Annotated in this window: 16 protein-coding genes and 1 tRNA gene; 4 read left to right on the top strand and 13 right to left on the bottom strand. The window is 72.5% G+C overall.

The genetic code is table 11. The features are described 5' to 3' along the window. Positions 1-32: 32 nt before the first annotated feature. The 3 genes from AC2RP6_RS19040 to AC2RP6_RS19030 all read left to right on the top strand — a co-directional run bounded on the left by AC2RP6_RS19040 (position 33) and on the right by AC2RP6_RS19030 (position 3,212). A complete protein-coding gene (locus tag AC2RP6_RS19040; protein ID WP_486447280.1) occupies positions 33-1,244 on the top strand; it encodes a DNA polymerase III subunit delta' in 1,212 nt (403 codons plus the stop codon). Between the two features lie 171 nt (positions 1,245-1,415). Next, positions 1,416-2,987 carry an alpha/beta hydrolase gene (locus AC2RP6_RS19035; protein ID WP_486447279.1) on the top strand — a complete coding sequence of 524 codons (1,572 nt, stop codon included), beginning with the start codon at positions 1,416-1,418 and terminating at the stop codon, positions 2,985-2,987. Positions 2,988-3,138: 151 nt separating this feature from the next. Next, positions 3,139-3,212 (top strand) — tRNA-Thr (locus AC2RP6_RS19030). A 44-nt stretch (positions 3,213-3,256) separates the two neighbouring features. On the opposite strand, the gene AC2RP6_RS19025 is transcribed toward AC2RP6_RS19030, so the two are convergent. From AC2RP6_RS19025 to AC2RP6_RS18965, 13 genes are all read right to left on the bottom strand, one after another. Then, entirely contained in the window at positions 3,257-3,898 is a 642-nt protein-coding gene (locus tag AC2RP6_RS19025; protein WP_486447278.1) for a Cap15 family cyclic dinucleotide receptor domain-containing protein, read from the bottom strand. Beyond that, positions 3,895-4,497, bottom strand: a complete 603-nt coding sequence (locus AC2RP6_RS19020; RefSeq protein ID WP_486447277.1) for an RNase A-like domain-containing protein — start codon at positions 4,495-4,497, stop codon at positions 3,895-3,897. The genes AC2RP6_RS19025 and AC2RP6_RS19020 overlap by 4 nt, the downstream gene beginning before the upstream one ends. Before the next feature lie 70 nt (positions 4,498-4,567). After that, positions 4,568-7,195 carry an ATP-binding protein gene (locus AC2RP6_RS19015; RefSeq protein WP_486447276.1) on the bottom strand — a complete coding sequence of 876 codons (2,628 nt, stop codon included), beginning with the start codon at positions 7,193-7,195 and terminating at the stop codon, positions 4,568-4,570. A gap of 84 nt (positions 7,196-7,279) precedes the next feature. Further along, positions 7,280-7,600 carry a hypothetical protein gene (locus AC2RP6_RS19010; protein ID WP_486447275.1) on the bottom strand — a complete coding sequence of 107 codons (321 nt, stop codon included), beginning with the start codon at positions 7,598-7,600 and terminating at the stop codon, positions 7,280-7,282. A gap of 57 nt (positions 7,601-7,657) precedes the next feature. After that, positions 7,658-8,116: a hypothetical protein gene (locus tag AC2RP6_RS19005; protein ID WP_486447274.1), complete on the bottom strand. Its 459-nt coding sequence runs from the start codon at positions 8,114-8,116 to the stop codon at positions 7,658-7,660. Between the two features lie 129 nt (positions 8,117-8,245). Next, positions 8,246-9,169 (bottom strand): hypothetical protein, encoded by a 924-nt coding sequence (locus AC2RP6_RS19000; protein ID WP_486447273.1) that lies wholly within the window; start codon positions 9,167-9,169, stop codon positions 8,246-8,248. Between the two features lie 141 nt (positions 9,170-9,310). Further along, positions 9,311-11,881, bottom strand: coding sequence for a non-ribosomal peptide synthetase (locus tag AC2RP6_RS18995; RefSeq protein WP_486447272.1), 2,571 nt, complete (start codon positions 11,879-11,881; stop codon positions 9,311-9,313). After that, a complete protein-coding gene (locus tag AC2RP6_RS18990; RefSeq protein ID WP_486447271.1) occupies positions 11,881-13,398 on the bottom strand; it encodes a condensation domain-containing protein in 1,518 nt (505 codons plus the stop codon). Before AC2RP6_RS18990 ends, AC2RP6_RS18995 begins: the two co-directional genes overlap by 1 nt. Positions 13,399-13,471: 73 nt before the next feature. Continuing rightward, positions 13,472-14,773 carry an MFS transporter gene (locus AC2RP6_RS18985; protein ID WP_486447270.1) on the bottom strand — a complete coding sequence of 434 codons (1,302 nt, stop codon included), beginning with the start codon at positions 14,771-14,773 and terminating at the stop codon, positions 13,472-13,474. Positions 14,774-14,786: 13 nt separating this feature from the next. Beyond that, on the bottom strand, positions 14,787-16,001 hold the full coding sequence (locus tag AC2RP6_RS18980; protein ID WP_486447269.1) for an aspartate kinase: 1,215 nt from the start codon (positions 15,999-16,001) through the stop codon (positions 14,787-14,789). 82 nt (positions 16,002-16,083) lie between these two features. After that, positions 16,084-16,854, bottom strand: coding sequence for a homoserine O-acetyltransferase/O-succinyltransferase family protein (locus tag AC2RP6_RS18975; protein ID WP_486450378.1), 771 nt, complete (start codon positions 16,852-16,854; stop codon positions 16,084-16,086). Between the two features lie 42 nt (positions 16,855-16,896). Beyond that, positions 16,897-18,276 (bottom strand): aspartate aminotransferase family protein, encoded by a 1,380-nt coding sequence (locus AC2RP6_RS18970; RefSeq protein ID WP_486447268.1) that lies wholly within the window; start codon positions 18,274-18,276, stop codon positions 16,897-16,899. An 11-nt stretch (positions 18,277-18,287) separates the two neighbouring features. Continuing rightward, positions 18,288-19,625: a lysine N(6)-hydroxylase/L-ornithine N(5)-oxygenase family protein gene (locus AC2RP6_RS18965; RefSeq protein WP_486447267.1), complete on the bottom strand. Its 1,338-nt coding sequence runs from the start codon at positions 19,623-19,625 to the stop codon at positions 18,288-18,290. A gap of 435 nt (positions 19,626-20,060) precedes the next feature. Between AC2RP6_RS18965 and AC2RP6_RS18960 the strand changes: the two genes are divergently transcribed. After that, entirely contained in the window at positions 20,061-23,183 is a 3,123-nt protein-coding gene (locus AC2RP6_RS18960) for an AfsR/SARP family transcriptional regulator (protein WP_486447266.1), read from the top strand. The last annotated feature ends 14 nt before the right edge of the window (positions 23,184-23,197 follow it).

Genomic DNA, 23,197 nt, shown 5'->3' with positions numbered 1-23,197 from the left:
GGGGGCACGGAGAGTGAGAGGTGGTGGGCGGCATGCCCGTATGGGACGAACTGGTGGGTCAGGAGCGGATCCAGACGCAGCTGGCCGCCGCCGCCCGCGACGCCGATGCGCTGGTCACGGCCGCCACGGACGGGACCGCGCCGCCCGCCGCGTCGAAGATGACCCACGCGTGGCTCTTCACCGGCCCGCCCGGCTCCGGGCGGGTCACCGCCGCCCGGGCCTTCGCGGCGGCCCTGCAGTGCACCAGCCCGGACCGCGCCCTCGGCGGTGAGCCGGGCTGCGGGTTCTGCGACGGCTGCCACACGACGATGGTCGGCACGCACGCCGACGTCTCCGGCATCGCCGCGGTCGGCAGCCAGATCCTCGTCGACGACATGCGGGACACCGTCCGCAAGTCCTACACGTCCCCCGCCACGGGCCGCTGGCAGATCATCCTGGTCGAGGACGCCGAGCGGCTGAACGAGAAGTCCGCGAACGCGGTCCTGAAGGCGGTGGAGGAGCCCGCGCCGCGCACGGTCTGGCTGCTGTGCTCGCCCTCCCTGGAGGACGTGCTGCCCACCATCCGGTCCCGCTGCCGGCACCTCAGCCTGAGCACCCCCTCCGTCGCGGCCGTCGCCGACACACTGGTGCGCCGCGACGGCGTCGAGCCGGCCGTGGCCCTGGCCGCCGCCCGCGCCACGCAGGGGCACGTCGACCGTGCCCGCCGCCTGGCCACGGACGAAGCGGCCCGGGAGCGCCGGGCGACGGTCCTGAAGCTCCCCCTCCGGGTGGACGACATCGGAGCCTGCCTCAAGGCCGCCCAGGAGCTGGTGGACGCCGCGGGCGAAGACGCCAAGCAGGTGGCCGAGGTGGTCGACACCAAGGAGACCGAGGAGCTGCGGGCGGCCCTCGGCGCCGCCGCCGGGACGGGCGGGCGGATGCCGCGCGGCACGGCGGGCGTGATGAAGGAGCTGGAGGACAAGCAGAAGCGGCGCCGGACCCGCACCCAGCGCGACAGCCTCGACCTCGCCCTCACCGACCTGACCGGCTTCTACCGCGACGTCCTGGCCCTCCAGCTCGGCTCTTCCCTCGCCCTCGCCAACGAGGACGTGAGGCAGGACCTGGAACGCATCGCCAGGGCCTCCGGCCCGGAGCGGACCCTGCGCCGGATCGAGGCGATCATCGCCTGCCGGGACGCCCTCGACCGCAACGTCGCCCCGCTCCTCGCGGTGGAGGCCATGACCATGTCGCTGCGCGCGGGCTGACCCCGCCAGGGGATAGGTCCCCGGCTGACGGGCTCACCCTTACGGGGGAACCGGCCGCCGCAGCGGGAGCGGGCCCGGTCCGTGCGTCGCCCGGCGGCCGCCCCGGAAGGCCCGGCCCCGTCCGGCGCAGCGGGCCCGCCCGCGTCCGCCGCCAGGACGTAGGCTCCGAGGATGGACACCAGTCGCGCGCTGCGTACCACCGGGACCGTGATCGCAGCGGCCGGGCTGCTGCTCTCCGGATGCACCTCGGGCGGATCGGAGAAGCTCCAGGTCGCCGCCTCCGCGCGGGGGGAGGCCGGCGGGACGCCGTCGGTGCAGCCGTCCCCCGACGCCGCCGCGATGCGCCCGTACTACGAGCAGAAGCTGACCTGGCGCGAGTGCGGCGTCCCCGGCTTCCAGTGCTCCACGATGAAGGCCCCGCTGGACTACGCGAACCCCGGCTCCGGCGAGGACGTGGACATCGCGGTGGCCCGCCGCGCAGCGACCGGCCCCGGCAAGCGCCTCGGCTCGCTCGTGGTCAACCCGGGCGGCCCGGGCGGCTCCGGCATCGGCTACCTCCAGGCGTACGCGGGCATCGGCTATCCCGCCCCGGTCCGCGCCCAGTACGACATGGTCTCCTTCGACCCGCGCGGCGTGCAGCGCAGCAGCCCCGTCGAGTGCCTGACGGGCCCGGAGATGGACAAGTACACCCGGGTGGACCAGACCCCGGACGACGAGGCCGAGCGGGCGGAGCTGGTGGCCGCCTTCAAGGAGTTCGCGGCCGGCTGCCAGGCCCGCTCGAAGCGGGTCCTGCCGCACGTGTCCACCGTCGACGCCGCCCGCGACATGGACCTGTTGCGGGCCGTGCTCGGCGACTCGAAGCTCCACTACGTCGGGGCCTCCTACGGCACCCTGCTGGGGGCGACGTACGCGAACCTCTTCCCGGACCGGGTCGGCCGGCTGGTCCTGGACGGCGCGATGGACCCCACCCGCGCCGCACTCGACCTCAACCGGGACCAGACCGCGGGCTTCGAGACGGCCTTCACCTCCTTCGCCAAGGACTGCGCGAAGCAGCCCGACTGCCCGCTGGGCACGGGCACCCCGGAGCAGGTGGGCGCCCGCCTGCAGGACTTCTTTCGCAAGCTCGATGCCCAGCCCGTGCCCAGCGGCGACGAGAGCCGCCCGCTCGGCGAGGCCCTGGCGACGACCGGGGTGATCGCGGCGCTCTACGACGAGAACGCCTGGCCCCAGCTGCGCGAGGCACTGACGTCGGCGATGAACGGCGACGGGGCGGGCCTGCTGGGCCTGGCCGACAGCTACTACGAGCGCGGCGCGGACGGCAAGTACGCCAACCTCATGTTCGCGAACGCCGCCGTGAACTGTCTCGACCAGCCCGCGGCCTTCGACGGCCCGGGCGCGGTCGACGCGGCGCTCCCCTCCTTCAAGAAGGCCTCCCCGGTCTTCGGCGCGGGCCTCGCCTGGGCCGCGCTGAACTGCGCGTACTGGCCGGTGAAGCCCACGGGCCAGGCGGGCCCGCTGACCGCGAAGGGCGCCGCGCCGATCGTGGTGGTGGGCACCACCCGCGACCCGGCGACCCCGTACAAGTGGGCCCGGTCGCTGGCCGGCCAGCTCGACTCGGGCACCCTCCTCACCTACGACGGCGACGGCCACACGGCGTACGGCCGCGGCAGCGACTGCATCGACACGGCGATCAACCGCTACCTGCTGGAGGGCAAGCCCCCGGCGGCCGGCAAGAAGTGCTGACGGGCCGCCGCCCGGACACGGCAGACGCCGGATTTGCGGCGAATGCCCGGCCGGGCGGAACCTGGTTCGGTGCACACCCCCGCACCCTGTAGACTTGGCGCCGCTGCTGATGAGAGCACCTCTCCGGGGGAATTCTTGTCGAACCAGCGGTGCCGCCTTAGCTCAGTTGGCCAGAGCAACGCACTCGTAATGCGTAGGTCTCGGGTTCGAATCCCGAAGGCGGCTCAGTCGAAACCCCAGGTCTTGTGACCTGGGGTTTCTTGTTTGCGTCAGCTGGTGGCGTACGGGGTGGTGGGGGCGAAGTCGGTGGCTGCCAGGGCCGTCGAGGCGCTGCCGTAGCCGCGGGGGCTCCACTCCGCCAGGCTCAGTTCCCCGTAGGTCCGCCGGTCGGTGAAGTACTCGCCGCGCAGCCCCTCGCCGGGGACGGCGCCGATCCACAGTTCCGCCAGGCCGCGGTGGCGCTGGCTGCGCTGCCGGGCGCCCGGGCGGGGCTGGTTGGTGAACTGCCAGCGCAGGCACCACCGCCCGTCGTCCCCGCGCAGCAGCGAGGCGTGGCTGGAGGTGGACAGGGAGTCCGCGGTGAACAGGGACACGCTGATGCGGGAGGCGGTCTGCACCACGTGCAGGACGGCGGGGATCGGGGGCACGGGGGTGCCGTCCTCGCGGAGGACGGAGGTGACGACCTCGCCCCGCCACGTGCCGTGGAGCAGGGGGGTGCCGGTGAAGCGGCGTACGAGCTTCCACCGCCACAGGGACCTGTCGTAGGCCAGTGCCGCGATGGCCACGGTGGTTCCGGCGGCCGAGAAGAGCCGCAGCGGTGTCGGGGACAGGGTCTCGCCGGTGAGCAGGGCGAGCGCGAGCCACACGAGGCAGACGATGCCGACGGTGACCTGCTGCCGGATGTCCCTCACGGCCGCCGCCGCCCCGCGCTCCGGACGTGGTCCGCCGGTATCGGGAACGCCGTGCGGAACACGTACCCGCGCGGATCATCGGTGTCCCTGGCCAGCACCACGCGGACGCCGGTCACCTCGATGCCGTCCGCGTGGTCGCTCCCGCGGGCCCAGCGGCCGGTCGCGCGGCCCAGGTCGGCGTCGCAGACGAAGGGGCGCGGGTCGTCGCCGACCAGCCAGGTGACGAGCTCGTCGGTGGAGTCGTACAGGGCGTCGTTGACGGCGTCCGCGGCCTGCCCGGGGGTGTCGAAGGAGGAGGCGCCCGCCTCCGAGGCGTACGAACCGAACTCCCGCAGTTCGTCGAGGGAGCATCCCGTGTGCTTGTCGATGGCGTGCCCCACGTCGCGCAGTTCCTCGCGGTAGAGGTCGCTCAGCACGTCGACGCCGGACGGGGGCAGCCGGTCGGCCGGTTCGCGGTACTCCGGGCCCCGGTCCTGGAAGTCCGAGACCCGGCCCCGCTCCCGGTGGTGGTCGGGGTGCAGGTCCAGGTGGTCGTCGAGGGCCCCGCGCAGCACCTCCTGGTGGTCCGCCTCGTCCTCGGGCGTGTCGTGGAGGATCACGGTGTGCCTCCCGTCCGGGCCGCCTGCTTGTGGACGACCGCCGTGAGATCGGACTGCCGGCGCTGGGGGGTCAGGCCGGGCAGCGGCCGGTCGAGGTCGACGTGGACCATCGCGCAGTACGTACCGGCGACGTCGCCGGCGCAGGCAACGGCCATGGAGCGGGCGAGGTCGCCGAGGGCCGGCGCGCGGCGGGGCTCGCCGCGCGGTGTCCGGTACGCCTCGGCGCGCTCCGCACGGCGCCGGGCGAAGGCGAGGGCCCGGCCCCGTCCCCTGCGCTGCGGTGCGCAGCCGTCCCGGCAGATGTCGCGGGAGCACAGCTCGTACGGCAGCAGCCGGGACAGGGCACGGGTCGGCTCCGCCATGTGACGTACGACGGCGTCGTCGTCGATGGTGCGCGCGGTGTCCACGGCCGGGTCGGGCCGGATCGCGGCGAGCAGGGGGTCGGTGGTGCGGGGTGTGGCGACGAGGGCCTGGCCGCGGCGGAGCGCGGCCGCGTCCTGCGCGGAGCGGGGCCGGCGCCCATGTCGCCGAGCACGGCCTGCCGGCTCTGTTCGCTGCGCAGCGCATGCATGATCTTCACGCCGGTGAGGGCGGTGGCGGCCTCGTCCAGGCGCTCGGGCACCTGGTCGAGGAGGACGAAGCCCTGCCCGAAGGAGCTGAGTTCGGCGAGTGCGTTGGCGAGGGCGGAGACCGCCTCCGCCGACCGGCGCTCGGGGCCGCCGGTCGGACGGGCGAAGACGCGGTGGGCCTCCTCCAGCACGATGAGGTGGCGCAGTCGGCGGTTCTGGCTGCCGCGCAACCGGGCGAAGGCGGACACCTGGGAGAGCAGGAAGCCGAGGGTCATGTCGATCGCGGCGGGGTCCGCCATGGAGGCCAGTTCCAGTACGGCGGGCCGGTCGAGGAGACCGGCCCAGTCGGTCTCCTCCACGGTGTCGAACATGTAGCCGTGCTCGCCGCCGAGCAGGGCCCGGACGCGGGTGGCGAGGGCGGGGAAGACGTTGAGGGCCTGGCCGCGGTAGTCGCTGTCGTCCTGGAGGGTGTCGAGGACGGGGAGCAGGGCGCGCAGGGTCGGTACCCGGCCGGACAGGGTGCGCCCGCCGTCCCAGCCCGCCCGGACGTAGGTTTCCTCCAAGGCCTGTTCGAGGATGAGCGGCAGTGCGCCGTCCATGTCCGGCACCACGGCGCGGAAGACGGCCATCAGCGACGAGATGTGGGCGTGGACGGTGGTGCCGCCGGGCGGCTGGAGGGGGTTGAACCGCCAGGGGGCGCGCCGGGAGTCGCCCAGGGTGTGGATGCGCAGGGCCTCCATGCCCGGTACGGCGAGCATGCCGCGGTGCTCGGTCTTGACCGGCTCGATGACCAGCCACGGCACCTTGTGGTCCCGCCAGAGCTGGACGAGCAGGCTCTGCAGGGTGGTCGACTTCCCGGTGTTGGGCGCGCCGACGATCAGGCCGTGGCTGACGAGGTCGTCGAGGGGGAGGCGGACGGCGGCCGCGGGGCCGCCGCTGATCCGGTCGCCGAGGGTGAGCACGGGGGTGTCCGGCTCGGTCGCGGGAGCCGGAGTGACCTGCTCCAGCGCGGACGGAGACACCTCCAGACCGGGGCAGCCGTCCGGTCCGGGGACGGGCAGGACGAGCATCGAGGCGGCTTCCTCGGCCCCGAACAGGTAGGGCACGCGACGGATGGACTCGGGTGCCTGCGGGAGCCCCCAGAGGAAGTGGCCGCCCCAGGGCGCGATGGAGCCGCCGGCCAGGCACTGGGCGGCCAGCCGGAGTTCCCCCGCGTCACCGGGCCGGACGATGCTCACACCGCCGGACCTGGCCCGTTCGGTCACGTCGTACGACGATCCGACGGCCGCCGCGAGCGTGGCGGCCACCGTGTCGGTGGTGGCCCGGTCGCCGACGACCGTGGCCCGTGCCAGGACCTTGGCCGGGCTGTCCCCGAAGCGGCGCCAGGCTTCCAGGGCGCGGCGGGCGTTGTCGTCGGGCGGCAGTTCCAGCGGTCCGAGGTAGTCCTGCACGGTGCGGGGCGTGGACTCGTACTCCAGGGCGGAGCACAGGTGCCCGTACGCGTCGCTCTCCAGCGCGGACAGCGCGGTCGGCAGGAACACCAGGCTGACCAGTACGGGGGAGGGTGCGTGCAGCAGGGCGCGCTGGAAGGGGTCCCAGGCGGAGCCGTCGCCGTGCAGCCGACCGGGCAGGTAGTAGTACTCGGCGGCGGAGTAGCCGTCGAGGGCGGGTACGACGACCTCCTCCAGGCGGCGGACCTCGGCGCAGGTCACCGCGCCCGCGGGGACGACGAGGGCGGCCGGTTCGGCCGGTTCCACGACGAATCCCGGGGGCAGCAGCCGTGCCACCGCGCCAAGTAACTGTGCGGCGGCCGCCTCGGCGTCGTACGGCGTGCCGCCCGCGGCGCGGGCGACGAGGTGGCAGTCGATGCCCAGGGGGCGCCCGGGGGCGGGCGAGGTGTAGCGGACCTCCAGAGCGGCTCGGTTCACCCAGCCCTCCAGGGCCCGCACGATGCGCGTGGACACCGCGCGCATCGCCGCGCCGCTCTCCACGGGGCGGTCCGTCTCGGGCGCGCGGGGTCCGGCGACGATCCGGGCCGCCGCGGTGGCCCAGCAGGGCGGCTTGGCGAAGGAGTCGCTGTCGGCCCAGATCACGGCCGTGTCCTGGCGGACGTTCGGGGGCCACTGCACGGTGTCACCTCCTCGGGAGGGGGTCGGGAGAGCGTGTCCTCGGGAGTGGGTCGGGAGAGCGTGCGCAGAGCGGGCGCCGACGGCTCAGACGTCGTCGAACGGGTTGCGGGTGCGGTGCTGGGGCTGCGGTGCGGGGGCGTTGCGAGGGGCCTCGTCGCCGCCCATGAGGTCGGCGACGTCCTGGCGGGAGGCCCGGCGGCGCTCCTGCCGCTGCTGCGCCACGAGGAGGAGGATCGGCAGGCCGATGGGCCAGAAGGCGCCCGGCACCATCGTCTTGAAGCGGGAGCCGATGCCGTTCAGACCGGATCCGTTGATGTCGGCCCAGTGCAGGCCGAAGAGGTTCATCGCGTAGCGGGTGGTGCCGATGATGCCGGCGACGTAGAGAAAGAAGAGGACCCAGCCCATGGCTGTCCTTCCGTGCGGCTCGGGTGGTCGGGGACGCGGAGGGTGGCGCGGTGCGGCTCAGACGCCGAAGAACCCGCTCTGGTACTTGCGGATCTCCGCGCGGGCGAAGCCGGTGCTGTCCGCGACGCTGTAGAGCGCGGGGACGACGGCGAGTCCGTGGACGGACTCGATGACCGCGGTGAGGTCGAGGTAGTCGAAGAGCTTGAGGCTGCCGGTGGTACCGGTGAGGAGCCAGCCGGCGGTGAGGTTGGTCCCGACCGGGAACCCGAAGTGCATCATCCGCAGGCCCCGGGCCTTGCGGTCCAGGGGCTGGACGACGAGGAACCGGCGGGCGCCCTGCCCGCGCATCGCGGCGAACAGGCCGTCGGAGTTGTTCTCCAGGTTCATCTCGACGGGCAGGCCCTGCTCCTGGGTCGCCTTGGCGACCTCGCGCAGGTAGCCGTCCGAGTGTCCGGCCGCGCCGGGGATGAGCTGGTTGAAGGAGTCGATGACGTCGAACTGGTTGAGGATTCCCACGGTGTCCCCCCGAGATCGTCCGATTGACTGACAGGGGGAGTGAACACGCCGCATGGCGCACTTATGGCGCACGGCGCGTGCGTACGGCGCATCGCGGCGGCGCCTGACCGGCCAAGTGGTGCCCGCCGCTCACCAGTTCCAGCGGAATCCGACCACCGACCGCTCGACGATGGGCACGTAGCGGTGCGCGCTGCCGTTGTCGTACACCTGGACGGGCTCCAACTGCACCGGCTCGCCGAGGTGGTGGTCCGACCAGGTCGCCCACCAGAGCCGGCGGGGCAGTCGGCGGGGCGTGAAGTGCACGGCCATGTCGAAGTTCTCGATGCGGCCGCGGGCGGGGCGCCGTACCTCCTGGGGCGGATGCGGGGCGGGCCGGTAGAGGGTCCGGTATTCGAACGAGGTGCGCTGACCCCGCTTGAGGGGGTGCGGGAGCATGATCTCGTGGGACACCAGGCCGTCGTAGCGGTGCTCCGGCCCCAGGGTTCCTCCGTGCGTCACCTCGATGGACCGAACGGAGGGCTCGTGGTTGAACAAGTAGCTGTCGACCCCGTCCTCCAGGGCCATGATCACGTGCTTCGTCCGCCGTTCGGCCAGCTGCCGGTCATGGTCGAGGAAATAGCGTTCGAATACCGTCACCGTTCGATGCCATTGGCGCCTGAACATCTTCCGGGGTTCCCGGACGGCGTCGGAGATTCCGTCGGGCCGGCTGCCGGAATCGCTTTCATGAGTGGCCCGCAGGCATTCCGCGTCGCGCTCTTCCATCCGGAAGGCGTCGATGAGCCATGCGAGCGTCTCCGCCGTGATCGACGTGCCGTCGAGCGCCCGGCGGACGCGGTCCTTCAGGTTGCGGGCGAGAGAGTGCTCCGACTCGGGGAACTCGCCTGATTCCCACAGGTGTTCGGCCAGTACCTGGGCCACGGCCGCGATGCTCACCCGGCCGCCCGAACGGTCCCGCTGGACGCGGGCGCGCCACCGGCTCCGGTACCGCGGCTGGGTGTCGAGCAGTTCGGTGAGCAGCACCGAAGTGGCCTCGAAGGTATTTTCCTTGATCAACGCTGCACCACCCGCGAGAAACCGAATCACGGAGCGTTCATTGAACCACAGCGAAAAGATCGAAAAACTCGAACCCCGGGTCACCGAATACGTGACCCGGGGCGGGAGTTGTTCAGGAAATCAAGGCCGGACCGGCTCCTGTCAGTGCTGGTCCGCGGTGCGGAGGGCCTCGGCGGCGCCCTGTACGCCGGGGGTGCGGAGGAAGGTGTAGTGGTCGCCGGGGACCCGGACGGTGCGGGTGCCCGTGCCCAGGAGGGCCGTCCACTCGGCCGAGAGGTCCGGGGACTGCTCGGCCGAGACCACCACGACGGGGGCCGACACCGGCTCGGGGCGGTGGCCGCCGATCAGGGTGATGTGGGCCTTGAAGACCTGGAACCTGCGGTTGATGTCCGCCTGGACCTCCTCCGCGTCGCCCGTCCCGCCGGTCAGCTTCTCGCCGAACCAGCGCAGCTGCTCGGCCACCGGCGTGGTCTTCGGGTCGGGCAGCTCGCCCGCGTCGGGGCCGAGGGCCCGGGCGCCGTCCAGGACGAACTGGGCGGCGAAGGCCTGCTCGCTCACCCCGGAGACGTCGTCCGCGGAGTACGGGGTGTCCAGCAGGCCGACCAGGGCCACCTCGGCGCCCGAGGCCTCCAGCCGGCGGGCGATCTGCAGGGCCAGCAGGCCGCCCATCGACCAGCCGGCCAGCCGGTACGGGCCGGAGGGCTGGGCCTGGCGGATCGCCTCGGTGTACGCGTCGGCCATCTCCGCCAGGTCCTGGCGCGGTGCGGTACCGGCCCGCAGGCCCGAGGCCTGCACGCCGAGCACCCGGTAGCGGTCCTGGAGCTCCTGCATCAGACCGAAGTACGGGTACACGGTGCCGCCGACGGCGTGGACGAGGAACAGCGGGTCGCCGTCGGTGCGCTCCGACAGGGGCACGATCGTGTCCGAACCGGGCGTGACGGACACGGTGTCCGGGGCGGCCGGGCCGGCCACCTCCTCCAGCGCCTCGATGTCGTCCAGCTCGTCGAGCGGGGCGTCCTCCAGGCCGTGCTTGGAGACGAGGGCCGCGGCGAGCCGGGCGGGCGTGGGCGCGAGGAAGATCGCGGTCACGTCCGTGTCGACGCCGAGGTCCTTGCGCAGGCGGGTGATGACCTGCATCGCCTGGAGGGAGTTGCCGCCCATCTCGAAGAAGTTGTCCTCGATGCCCACCCGCTGGAGCTTGAGGATGTCGGAGACGATGTCGGCGAGGACCGTCTCCAGGATGGTCCGCGGGGCGACGTAGTCGCCCGCGTCCCCGGCGCTGTCCGGGGCGGGCAGCGCGGTGCGGTCGACCTTGCCGTTCGCGTTGAGCGGGAAGGTGTCCAGGATGATCAGGTGGGCCGGGACCATGAACGCGGGCAGGGCCTCGCCCAGGTGCGCCCGGAGGTCGCCGACGGTGATGGCGGGCGCGTCGGGGTTGGTCCGGGCGTAGCCGATGAGGTTCTTCTGGCCGGCCTGGTCCTCACCGACGATGATGATGGCCTGGGCGACCGAGGGGTGGGCGGCGAGCACGGCCTCGATCTCGCCGAGCTCCACCCGCAGGCCGCGGATCTTGACCTGGTGGTCGAGGCGGCCGAGGTACTGGAGGTTGCCGTCGGGCAGGCGGCGGGCCAGGTCGCCCGTCTTGTACATGCGCGCGTCGGGAACGTCGCTGAAGGGGTCGGTGACGAAGCGCTCGGCGGTCAGCTCCGGCCGGCCCAGGTAGCCGCGGGTGACGCTGGCGCCGCCGATGTGGAGCTCGCCCGCGACGCCGACCGGGACCGGGTTGAGGTGCTTGTCCAGTACGTACGCCGTGTAGTTCGTCAGCGGCAGGCCGATCGGCGGCGGGTCGATGCCGTCGTCCTGGCAACGGGCCATGGTGGAGCCGACCGTGGTCTCGGTCGGGCCGTAGCCGTTGATGAAGCGCATGCCGGGGCGCGCCCAGTTGCGGACCAGCTCGGAGGAGAAGGCCTCGCCGCCGGCGATGACGACGCGCAGGCTCGGGAACTCCTCCTCGGCCAGCAGGTTCAGCACGGCCGGGGGCAGGCACATGAAGGTGATGCCCTCGCCGCGGATCAGGTCGGCCAGCCGCGGCGGGGAGAGCAGGGTCTGCGTGCTTCCGAGGACCAGGGTGGAACCGGACAGCAGCGCGCCGAAGATGTCCAGGACGGACACGTCGAAGTTGAGCGAGGCGAACTGCAGGATCCGGTCGCCCGGGCCCAGCGGCCAGAACTCGATCTCGGCGTAGCAGAAGTTGACGGCGTTGCGGTGCTCGACGACCACGCCCTTGGGGCGGCCGGTCGAGCCCGAGGTGTAGATGACGTACGCGACGTCCGAAGGGCTCGCGAGGGCCTCGACGGGGGAGTCGTCCAGCGCGGTGAGTTCGCTCCAGGACCGGTCCAGGTCCAGCACGGTGACGTCCTGGGTCGGCACCGCGGACGCGCTGGCCTCGTCCGTGAGGACGACGCTCATCTTCGCGTCCTCCACCATGAAGGCGAGGCGGTCGGCCGGGTACTCCGGGTCCAGCGGCACGTAGCCGCCACCGGCCTTGAGGATGCCCATCAGACCGACGATGCGGCGCACCGTGCGCTGCATGCTGACGCCGACGAGCGACTCCGGGCCGACGCCGAGCTCGCGCAGCCGGCGGGCGACCTGGTTGGCGCGGGCGTCGAGCTGGGCGTAGGTCAGGCCCTCGCCGTCGAGCTCGACGGCCATCACGTCGGGGTGCGCCGCGACCTTGGCCTCGAAGGCCTGGTGCAGGTTCCAGTCGGGGAAGTCGGCCTTGTCGCTGTTCCAGGTGACGAGCTCTGGTGGAGCTCCGCCTCGGTCATGATCGGGAGCTGCGAGATGCGGGCGTCGGGCTCGGCCAGCAGGCCGTCGATCAGCGTCTCGAAGTGGCCCAGCAGACGCTGCGCGGTGGCCGCGTCGTACAGGGCGGTGGCGTAGCTGAGGTTCAGCCCCAGCCGGCCGCCGCTCTCGACGGCGGAGACCAGCAGGTCGAACTTGGCCGCCTCGGCCGGGAGTTCCTCGGAGGCCCAGGTCATGCCGGCGGGCCGCAGGTCCCGCTTCTGGTCGTCGGAGAGCATGAAGCCGACCTGGAAGACGGGGGAGCGCGAGGGGTCGCGGGGAGCCTTGGCGGCCTCCACGATCTTGGCGAAGGGCAGGTCCTGGTGACCGAAGGCGCCCAGCGTGGCGGTCTTGGTGCGTTCCAGGACCTCGCGGAAGGTGGGGTCCCCGGACAGGTCGACCCGGACCGGCAGGGTGTTGATCAGGTACCCGATCACCGGCTGCAGTTCGGGGCGGCTGCGGTTGGCGCTGACGGTGCCGACCACGATGTCGTCCTGGCCGCTGTAGCGGTGCAGCAGGACGTGGTAGGCGGCCATCAGGGTCATGAACAGGGTGGCGCCCTCGTCCCGGCCCAGCGCGGTGAGCCGGGTCAGGACCTTGTCGCCGAGGTCCCGGGACTCCGTCGTGCCCTGGTACGTCTGCACCAGCGGACGGGGGCGGTCGGTCGGCAGCTGGAGGACGGGCGCGCCCTGGAGGTTCTCGCTCCAGTAGTCGGTCAGCTGCTGCAGGGTCTCGCCCTGCAGGCGGTCGCGCTCCCAGACGGCGAAGTCGGCGAACTGAACGGGCAGTTCGGCCGGCCGCGCACCGGTCCCGGCGACGGCGCCGGCGTACGACTCGGACAGCTCCGCCAGCAGCACGGGGAAGGAGGAGCCGTCGAAGACGGTGTGGTGGACGGTGATCAGCAGGACGTGGTGCTCGTCGGCCAGCTGCTGCAGCAGGGCGCGGAAGAGCGGGCCGCGGTCCAGCTCGAACGGGCGGGCCGTCTCCTTCTGGGCGGCCGCGCGCCAGGCCTCCTCGACCTCGTCCGCGGCGACGTGCCGCTGGTCCACGAAGGCCAGGTCGACCGGCGCGGCCGGGTCGATGACCTGGACCGGCGCGCCGTCCACGGTGACCAGACGGGTGCGCAGCGCCTCGTGGCGGGCGACGAGGGCGTCCAGGGCCGCGCCGAGGGCGGCGCGGTCGAGGGCGCCGGTCATGCGGACGGCGCCGGCGATGGTGTAGGTGGATTCCCCGGGGGCCAGCTGGTCGATGAACCAGAGCTGCTCCTGTCCGTACGAGAGCGGCAGGTCCTGCAGCGCGGGCGAGCGGCGGGGGATCGAGGAGATCGGAGGGGCCGTGCGACGCAGCCTGGCGGTCAGCGCGGCCCGCTGGGAATCGGTCAACATGACTGGGTAGTCCTTCTTTCAGGCAGTGGATGGTGCAGCGTCCGGGGCGCGGTCACGACTCGGCCGCGCGTGACTACGCGACGCTTGTGGGCTGGTCCGCGTCGACGGGACCCCGGGGCATCTCCCGCAGCCGGTAGACGGGCGAGAAGGTGATCCACGCCGCCGGCAGGGCGATGCCCGCGACGCCGACGGCCAGGGCGGCCCGGAGTCCGAACACGGAGGCCAGCGAGCCGGCGAGCAGCGCGCCGAGCGGGATCGTGCCGTACAGGATGAGCCGGTAGCTGGCGTTCATCCGGCCCAGCAGACGGGCCGGGGTGACGGTCTGGCGCAGGGTGAGCGAGTTGACGTTGAACACGGCCAGGTTGAAGCCGTGCACGGCCAGCGTCGCGCCGAGGAGCACCAGGGAGAACAGGCCGCGGTCACCGGGGATGAGCAGCAGTACCGGGGACAGGCAGGCCAGCAGCGTGACCAGGCGCAGCGCCGGGCCGAAGCCCAGCCGCTTGCTGATCCGCCCGGAGAACGTCGCGCCCAGCAGGGCCCCGACGGAGCCGGCGCCGACGACCAGGCCGAGCTGGAAGGGGCTCATGTCCAGCGTCCTGACCGCGTAGACCAGGAAGACGGTGGTCATGACGTTCTCGAACAGGTTGAAGACGGCCGACTGGGTCGCCAGGTGCCGCAGGATGCGGCTGCCGACCACCGTGCGCAGGCCCTCGACGATGTCGGCGCGCACCGACTTCGTTTCGGCGGGCCGCTCGGGTTCGGCCTCCGGCCTGCGGATCCACCACAGGGCGACGGCCGAGGCCAGGTAGGTGGCGGCGCCGACGGTCAGCGCGACGGGCGCGGTCAGCGCGCCGACCAGGAAGCCGGCCAGCCCGGGGCCGGCGATGCCGGCCACCGAGTAGCTGGCCGTCATCTTGCTGTTCGCGTCCGCCAGGTCGTCCTTGTCGACGAGTCCCGGGATGTAGGAGAGGATCCCGACGTCGAACAGGACCGTCGCCACGCCGGCCAGGAACCCGACGACGTAGAGCCACGGGAGCGAGAGCACGCCGAGCAGGTGGGCCGCCGGCAGGGCACCGATCAGCAGCACCCGGACCGCGTCGGCCGCGATCAGGGTCGGCCTCCTGCGCCGCCGGTCGAACCAGACCCCTGCCAGCAGGGTCACCAGTACGTACGGCGCGAACCGGGCGACGTTGAGCAGGCCGATCTGGAACGCGCTGGCGTTCAGGGTGATGACCGCCGCCAGCGGCAGCGCGATGTCGGTCACCTGCGAGCCGACGAGGGAGACCGTCTGCCCGCTCCAGAGCTTGACGAAGTCCCGGTTGGCGAGGACGCCGCGTCGGCCCGCGGTGTCCTCACGCCCCTGCGTGGTGGTCAATGCTCCCGCCCCCTCAGCCCGCTCGTCCGGCGCCGACGGGCTGCGGGGCGGCCGCGTCGGTGTGCAGGCCGAAGGCGCTGTGCAGGACCCGGGCGGCCTCGTCGACCACGCCGGAGGCGACGTGGCAGGAGACCCGGCTGGGGGTGCTGGTGACCAGCACCGGCCGGATCCCCGTGCGCTCCAGGGATTCCAGGATCCGCAGGGTGACCTCGGAGCGGTTGCCGCAGGCGTCCCCGGCCACGCTCACGCTGCCCAGCTCCTCGTCGTGCACCGCGACGGCGGCACCGATGTCCCCGAGGGCGGCGATGACCGCCTGCGGTTCGGCTCCCGGCGAGGTGAAGCGGAGTTCGCCCGGGCTGCCGATGATGGATCCGACCGGCAGGCCGTGGCCGTCGAGGGCCGCCGAGACCTGTGCGGGCGTCAGGCCGTCGACCTGGTAGAGCGGGTCGTGGCGGCGGTGGGCGACGCCGATGATGCGGGCCGTCTCGAACATGTCGTTCTCCTCCCTGACTTCTGTGATCCACGTGCCGGGTTCGCCGGTGAACGAGGAGCGGACGTGGATGGCGACTCCGTGCGCCGCCGCGAGCTCCACCGCGCGCGGCTGCATCACCTGGGCTCCGGCCTCGGCGAGCTGGAGCATGGCCTCGTGGCTGAGCCGGTCCAGGCGCCGTGCGTCGGGGACCACCCGGGGGTCGGCGGTGAAGACCCCCGGGACGTCGGTCCAGATGTCGCATGCGGGCAGCCCCAGCGCGGCCGCCACGGCGATGGCCGAGGCGTCCGAGCCGCCGCGGCCCAGCGTGGTGACGTCACCGTCGTCGGTGACGCCCTGGTAGCCGGTGACCAGGACGATCAGGCCCTGTTCCAGGGCGGCCACGATCCGGGCCGGGTCGATCGACTGCATACGGGCGTTGCCGTGCGCCGTGTCGGTCAGCACTCCGGCCTGGCGGCCGTTGAGGGAGACGGCGCGCTCGCCGAGCTCGTGCACGGCGATCGCGGCGAGCGCGCACGACATGGACTCGCCGACGGCCAGCAGTGCGTCCAGCTCGCGGGCGTCGGGCTGCGTCGTGAGGACGTTCGCCATCTCCAGCAGGTCGTCGGTGGTGTCCGACATCGCGGACAGGACCGCGACGACGTCCGCCCCCGCGCGCCTGGCCTCCACCAGTCGCTGGGCGACCCGGCGCAGCCGGTCCATGTCGCCGACCGAGGAGCCGCCGAACTTCCACACCACCGGGCGCAGCGGGCGTCCGGACGGGCCCGTCGCGGACGGGGGTGACAGGGGTGACACAGGTGACACTGGTCCTCCCCGTCCTCTAGCGCGCGGCCGACTGGTCGCCGACCAGCCGGACCCAGCTCGCGAAGAACGCCAGGCTGTGGCTGCGCCACAGCCGCAGCGGCCGGTCGAGGTCGACGCCGACCGGTGCCCGTACGCCGGCCACCTGCTGGTCCACGTCCCGGCGGTACTCCTCCGCCAGCCGCGAGCCGTAGTACTCGGGGTGGCCGGTGTGCATGAGCACGGAGTGGTCGTAGGACTCGGCGATCACCGTGCCGGCGCCCTCGGCCCGGGCCAGCGCGCGGACGGTGGTGCTGGCGTCCAGCGCCTTGTCGTCGAAGCCGGCGAAGCGGCTGTGCGTCGACCAGAACCGGTCGTCGAGGGAGGAGGCGACGGGACCGTCGTGCGCCAGCAGCTCGGTCTCGTACATGCCGGAGATCTTGGCGCTGTAGATGTCCTTGGGCAGCCCGTAGACCAGGTGGCCCACGCCCATCGCGCCCCAGCACAGGCCGAGCAGCGGCGATCCCTGCGCGTGGACGTCCTGCACCATGTCGTTCAGTTCGTCCATGAACCGCACCTCCTCGAAGGGGAGGTGCTCCACCGCGGCGCCGCTGACGATCAGGCCGTCCAGCGGGGCGTCGGCGGTGGCTTCCTTGTAGGTGCGGTACGTCGCGGCGATGCGGGCCGGGTCGTCCAGGTGGTAGCGGCGGGAGGAGATCCTGATCCACTGCAGTTCGAACGGTCCCGACAGGGACAGCTGCGGCATCAGCCAGTTCTCGTACTGCTCGGCGTTCGGCATCAGGTTGACGATGCCGATGCGCGGCGCGGCCGGCCCGTCCGGACACGATCGTGCTCATCGGCCGGCCTCCGCGGCGAGTTCCGCCTCGAGGGTGCCGAGCGCGTCGCGCAGGATCGCCACGGCGTCGTCGGCGACCTCGACGGTGATGTTCAGTGGCGGGAGCAGCCGGACGACGCTGTCGCCCCGGCCGCCGAGCTCGACGATCAGGCCCCGGCGCAGTGCCTCCTGCTGGAACCTGGCGGCGACCTGGGTGGCGTCCGCGGTCGGAGCGGCGGCCATCTCCATGCCGAGCATCAGGCCCAGGCCGCGCACGTCGGAGACCAGCGGGCTGTCACCGAGCACGGTCAGCTCGCCGAGCAGGTGGTCGGCGATCTTGCGGACGTGGGCCAGCAGGTCCTCGCGCTCGACGACGTCGAGGAAGGCGTTGGCGCTGGCGAAGGCGAGGTTGTTGCCGCGGAAGGTGCCGATGTGGCTGCCCGGCGTCCAGGTGTCCAGGTGCTTGCGGTACAGGATGGCGGCGACGGGCAGCCCCATCCCGGACAGGCCCTTGGAGGCGACGACGACGTCGGGGGTGATGCCGTACTGCTCGAAGGCGAACCAGGTGCCGGTGCGGCCGCAGCCGGTCTGGACCTCGTCCACGATCAGCGGGATGCCCAGCTCACGGGCGGTGTCGGCGACCCGGTGGACGAACTCGCGGCGGGCCGGGATGGCGCCTCCCTCGCCCTGGACCAGCTCCATGATGATCGCGGCGGGCAGCTGCACGCCGCCGTGGGTGTCGGTCAGCGTGTTGACCAGCACCTCGGCGCAGTTGGTGCTGCAGTTGTCGGGGGCGAGGCCGATCGGGCAGCGGTGGCAGTAGGAGTACGGCGTGAAGTGGATGCCCGGGAGGAGGTTGTGCAGACCGGTCTTGGGCGCGTGCTCCGAGGTGAGGGACATGGCCCCCTGGGTGGAGCCATGGTAGGCGCCCTGGAAGACGACGACCTGGCCGCGGCCGGTCGCCTTCTTGCACAGTTTGATCGCGGCCTCGACGGCGTCGGAGCCGGTGGGCCCGCAGAAGTGCATCTTGTAGTCGTCCCGGATGTGCTCCGGGAGCATCCCGATCTGCCGGCGTTTGAACTCGTCGCGCACCGGGGTCGGGAAGTCGAGGCCGTGCGTCAGTTTCGGCAGCTGCGCGGTCACCGCCGCGACCAGCTCCGGGTGGTTGTGGCCCAGGGCGAGGACGCCCGCGCCGGAGAGGAAGTCGATGTAGCGGCGGCCGTCGACGTCGGTGATGTGGGACCCGGACGCCTCGGCGATCGCGACCGGGATCCGGCGCGGGTAGGTACGGGCGTTGGACTCGGTGGCGGCCTGGCTGTCGAGCAGCACGCGTCCGTTGGGTCCGGGCTGGGTGAGGTCGACCGCCGGTCTCGGTGAGGTCGCTTCGAGCGTCTGCATGATCGTCTCTCTCAGATCTCGGAACCGGACGCCCGGGCGGCGACCAGGTCGGCAGCGCCCTGCTCGGCGACCAGGCGCCGCTCAAGGCTTTCGACGATGGCCTGGGAGCGCAGCGCCAGCAGGCTGAACGAGCCCGCGTCGCCGAGCCCGTGCGTGGACTCGCACAGCCCGTTGACGAAGATCGGCGGGACCTCGCCCTCGAAGGCCGGGTGGGGGACCACGCCGTAGTCGTAGCCGACGGACAGCGGCCGGCCGTCCGTCACGCCGAGCACCTGCGTCAGGTCCTTGAGCAGCGGCGGCAGCTGCTCCGTCCGGCCGGTGATCCCCAGGTCGAGGTAGCCGGTGGCGAGGACGACGCGGTCGGCGTGGATGCGCTCGCGCTCACCGGTGATGTGCTCGGTGAGGTCCAGCGCCACGCCCTCGGGGGTGCGCTCCGCGGCCTCGACACGGCGGTTGGTGCACAGGCGTATGCGCTCGCGGCCGTCGAGCTCGTCCTCGTACATGCGCATGTAGAGGGCGCTGACCACGTCCGCGTCGGCGGCGGAGTAGTTGGTGGGCCGCAGCTGGTCGCGCAGCCGCTTCTTGCCCTCCTCCGAGGCGTGGAAGTAGTACTCGACGAACTCCGGGAAGTAGACCTCCTCGGAGAAGGGGCTGGTGTCCTTGAGCCGGTAGCCGAAGCCGGTCATCACGTTGACGATGCGGGCGGCGGGGAAGCGCCCGATCAGGTCGAGCACCACCTCGACCGCGCTCTGGCTGGCGCCCACGACGGCGAGCGTGCCGTCGAAGTCCCGGTCCAGGTCGGCGATGTTGGGCAGGAACTGGGAGGTGTGGAAGAGGTGCGGGGCCGGCACGCCGGCGAAGACCTCGGGGACGTTCGGGGTGCGGCCGGGAGCCACCACGACGGAGCGTCCGCGGTAGGTGGTGCCGTCGGCGGTGCTGACCTCGACGAGCGGGCCGTCGCCGGTCGCGGTCACGTCGATGCCGGTGACCTCACGGCCGTAGTCCACGTCCGCCCGCACGTTCTGGGCGACCCACTGGACGTAGCGCGCGTACTCCTTGCGCAGCGGGTAGTGGGAGGGCAGGTTGAGGTGCTTGAAGAGCCGGCCCTGCTCGTGCAGGAAGTTGGTGAAGGTGTAGCGGCTGCGCGGGTTGCGCGGGGTCACCAGGTCGCGCAGCGGGTTGTTCTGGATGTCGGAGCCGTCCAGGAGCATGGCGCGCTGCCAGTAGGGGCCGGGCTCCCGCTCGATGAACTTCACCCGGGCCTGCGGCCACAGCTCCTCGAACGCGACGGCGACGGCGACGTTCGCTGGTCCGTATCCGACGCAGAGAACGTCATAGGCATCGTGCACGCTGATCCTCCAAAGTTGAATGGCACGGGCATGCCGGAGGGCATGCCGGCTGGGTCACGGACGGGAGACCGCCTGCACATCCGCGCAAGCGCCGTCGGAGAACGGCCCGGCCGCGTGGCGGCCGGCGAAGAACGCGCCGTCGCTGAGGGCCCCCGCTGCGTGCGGGACCGCCCACCCCGTGGCTTCCGGGCCGGTGAGGTCGCTTGCCGGCGCGATGCCGGCGGTGTCCGTAGCCGCACCTTCGGTGTCCGCATTTCTGGTCATTTGAACTGCAGCTTCCGTCGGCGTCCGGGATGTAATGAGCTTTTCACTCACCGCTACCGGTTGGCTTCCGCCGGGCTTCCGACCGTGCGGTATCGTCCACAAACGCAGGTCAACAGGTGGGGGGCGGTGTCCCGTTGCCGCCCAAGGCGGACGGGGCCAGGAGGGAGCTGAGTGACATTCGAGTTCCGTGTTCTCGGGCCGATCACGGCATGGCGTGACGGACTCGCAGTCAGACTGCACGGGCGCAAGACCAGATCGGTGCTCGCCGCGTTGCTGCTCCGCTCCGAACACGTCGTCCCGGTGGAACGACTCGTCGCGATCCTGTGGGGGGAATCGCCACCACCGACGGCCGTGGCCCAGATCCAGAAGTGCGTGTCCCAGCTGCGCGGCGAGCTGGGCCCCGAGCTGATCATCCGCTCGGGCAACGGCTACCGCCTGCAGCTCGGCGAGCACCGCTTCGACCTGCGGACCTTCGACCGGGCCGTCGCCGACGCGAGGGCGGCACTGGCCGAGGACCGCCGGCTCGACGCCCTGGAGGCGTACTGTGCCGGGCTCGCCCAGTGGCGGGGGGAGCCACTGGCCGACGGTACGGAAGAGCTGATCCGGACCGAGTCGCCGGCGCTGGAGGAGCGGCGGATCGGCGTCCTCATGGAACGCATCGAGGCGGAACTGGCCCTGGGCCGGCACGGCGAACTCGTCAGCGAACTCAAGGCGCTGGTGGGGGAGCACCCGCTGCGGGAGCGGCTGCGCGGCCAGCTGATGCTGGCGCTCTACCGCTGCGGCCGGGTGGCCGACGCCCTCGCCGTCTACCAGGCCGGGCGCACCCTCATGGCCGAGGAACTCGGCCTGGAGCCGGGCGGCGACCTCCAGCGCCTCCACGAGGCGATCCTGGTCGGCGGCCCCGGCCTCGACCTGCCCCGCAAGACGCCCGACGAGGCGCCCGAGCGCGTCTGGTCGCCGATCGTCCCGGTCGTACCGGCACAGCTGCCGCCCTCCATAGCCGACTTCACCGGACGCGCCGACCAGGTCGCCCGCATCCGCGAGACGCTGATGACGGGGGACAAGGAGTCCCTGGCCCTCGTCGCCCTCTCGGGCAAGGGCGGGGTCGGCAAGTCCACCCTCGCGGTGCAGGCCGCCCGGCGCGTCGCCGAGCAGTTCCCCGACGGGCAGCTGTACATACGCCTGCGCACGGCCGACACCCGGCCGCTGGACCCCCTGGTGGCGCTCAAACGCTTCCTGCGCGCGCTCGGCGTCGGCGAGGAGGGCATCCCCGACGGGCTGGAGGAGTGCAGCGAACTCTTCCGCAGCCGGACCGCCTCCTCCCGCATGCTCATCCTGCTCGACGACGCCGTCAGCGAGGCGCAGGTCAGACCGCTCCTCCCCGGCTCACCCGGCTGCGTGGTCCTCATCACCAGCCGGCCCCGGCTCAGCGGCCTGGAGTCCGCCACCCACGTCGACCTCGACGTGTTCGACGCGGAGGAGTCCGGGGCGCTCATCGAACGGATCGCGGGACGCCACCGCGTGCTCGGCGACGAGGCGACCACCGCGGAGATCGCCCGGCTGTGCGGCTACCTGCCCCTCGCCGTACGGATCGCGGCCGCGCGGCTCGCCCAGCACTCCCAGGGCGGCATCACCCGCTTCGCCCGGCGCCTCGCCGACGAGCGGCGGCGGCTGGACGTCCTGGTCTCCGGCGACCTGGAGGTGCGGGCGACGCTCGCGACCGGCTACCAGGAGCTGGGGCCGCGCGAACGCGAGGCGTTCTGCCTGTTGGGCCTGATCGACGCACCGGACTTCGCGTCCTGGTTACTGGCACCGTTGCTGCGCATCAGCATCGACGAGGCCGAGGACCTGATCGAGGAACTCGTCAGCACCCAGCTCCTCGACGTCATCGGGTGCGACGTCGCCGGACAGACCCGCTACCGCTACCACAACCTGGTCCGCCTGTACGCCAAGGAGCGGGCGCAGGCCGAGTACTCGCAGGCGCAGTGCCGCGAGGCGCTCGCCCGGGTGCTGGACGGGTGGCTCACCCTGTCCACCACGGCGGCGCGGCGCATCTCCGGTGAGCGCTCCCAGGAATGGCCGGCCGCGGCGCGGGGCGCGACGGAACGCTACGACGGCTTCGACCGCTCCGACGTCGACTACATCGTCGAGGACCCCTACCTCTGGTTCGAGGCCGAGCGCCCCGCACTGGCGTCCGCGGTCGCGATGGCCTGCTCCAACGGCTTCGGCCGGACCGCGTGGGAACTGGCCGACAGCACGACCGACTTCCTGGAGCTGCGCCACCTCTACGACGACTGGGAGGCCGGCCACCGGCTCGCCCTGGCGGCGGCCGAGGCCGACGGCGACGCCCTCGGCGTCGGCGTGATGTCCCTGCGGCTGGCCAACCTGCGGTGCATCCGCAGGGACCCCGAGGCCGGCCTGGAACTCGTCGACCGGGCGGCCGCCGTCTTCGAGGAGCTGGGCGCCGCCGCCCCGCGCAGCGAGTGCCTGGTGATCCGTGCCGGGGCACTGCGGGCGCTGGGCCGCCTGGGACACGCCCTCACCGAGGTGACGCGGGCCGCGGAGCTGGCCGAGGACTGCTCCGGCCGGCTCGCGCAGGCCCTCGCCGCCCGGGAACTGGGCACGATCCGTTACGAGCAGGGGCGCTGGGACCTGTCCTCGACGGCCTTCCAGGAGGGGGTCCGGCTCGCCCGGCTGGCCGGCAACCGGCGCGAGGAAGCGCTGGCACTGCGCCACTGGGCCGTCGTACTGCGCCACCGCGGGGAGCTTCAGGAGGCGAGGGAGAAGGCGGAGACCGCCCTCGCCGCCTTCCACGAGCTGGGCGACCGCCCCTACGAGGCGTTCAGCGGCCTCACCCTCGGCCTGAGCCTGCTGGAGCTGCGCGATCCGTCCGCGCGCCGGTTCATCGAGGAGGGGCACGCCGTCCTGCGGGACATGAACCTGGAGTTCGGGATGGGTGAGCTCTTCTACGTACTGGCCTCGCTGGAGCTCGCCGACGGCCACATCGACCGGGCCGTCGACCGGCTGGCACAGTCGATCCGGCTGCTGGGCGCGGAACCGGTCCACCACGTCCTGCTCTCCGCCGTCGAGCTGCTCTGCCGGGCACTGGACGCGGAGGACCGGGCCGCGGGACAGGTGCTGCGACTGGAACTCGCCGAACTGGCCGCCTGCATCGGCACGCCCGCCCCGGCCCACCGACTCGATGCGATCCTCGCCCTGGTTGCACGCAGAGTGACCGGAAGGAATCCGGTAGTGACGCTGTCTAGAGTTCCGGTTCTGCAACCGCTCCACTGACCACGGAAACGGAC

Source organism: Streptomyces sp. WAC03905 (assembly GCF_057371075.1).
This window is presented reverse-complemented; position numbering and strand designations above follow the sequence as displayed.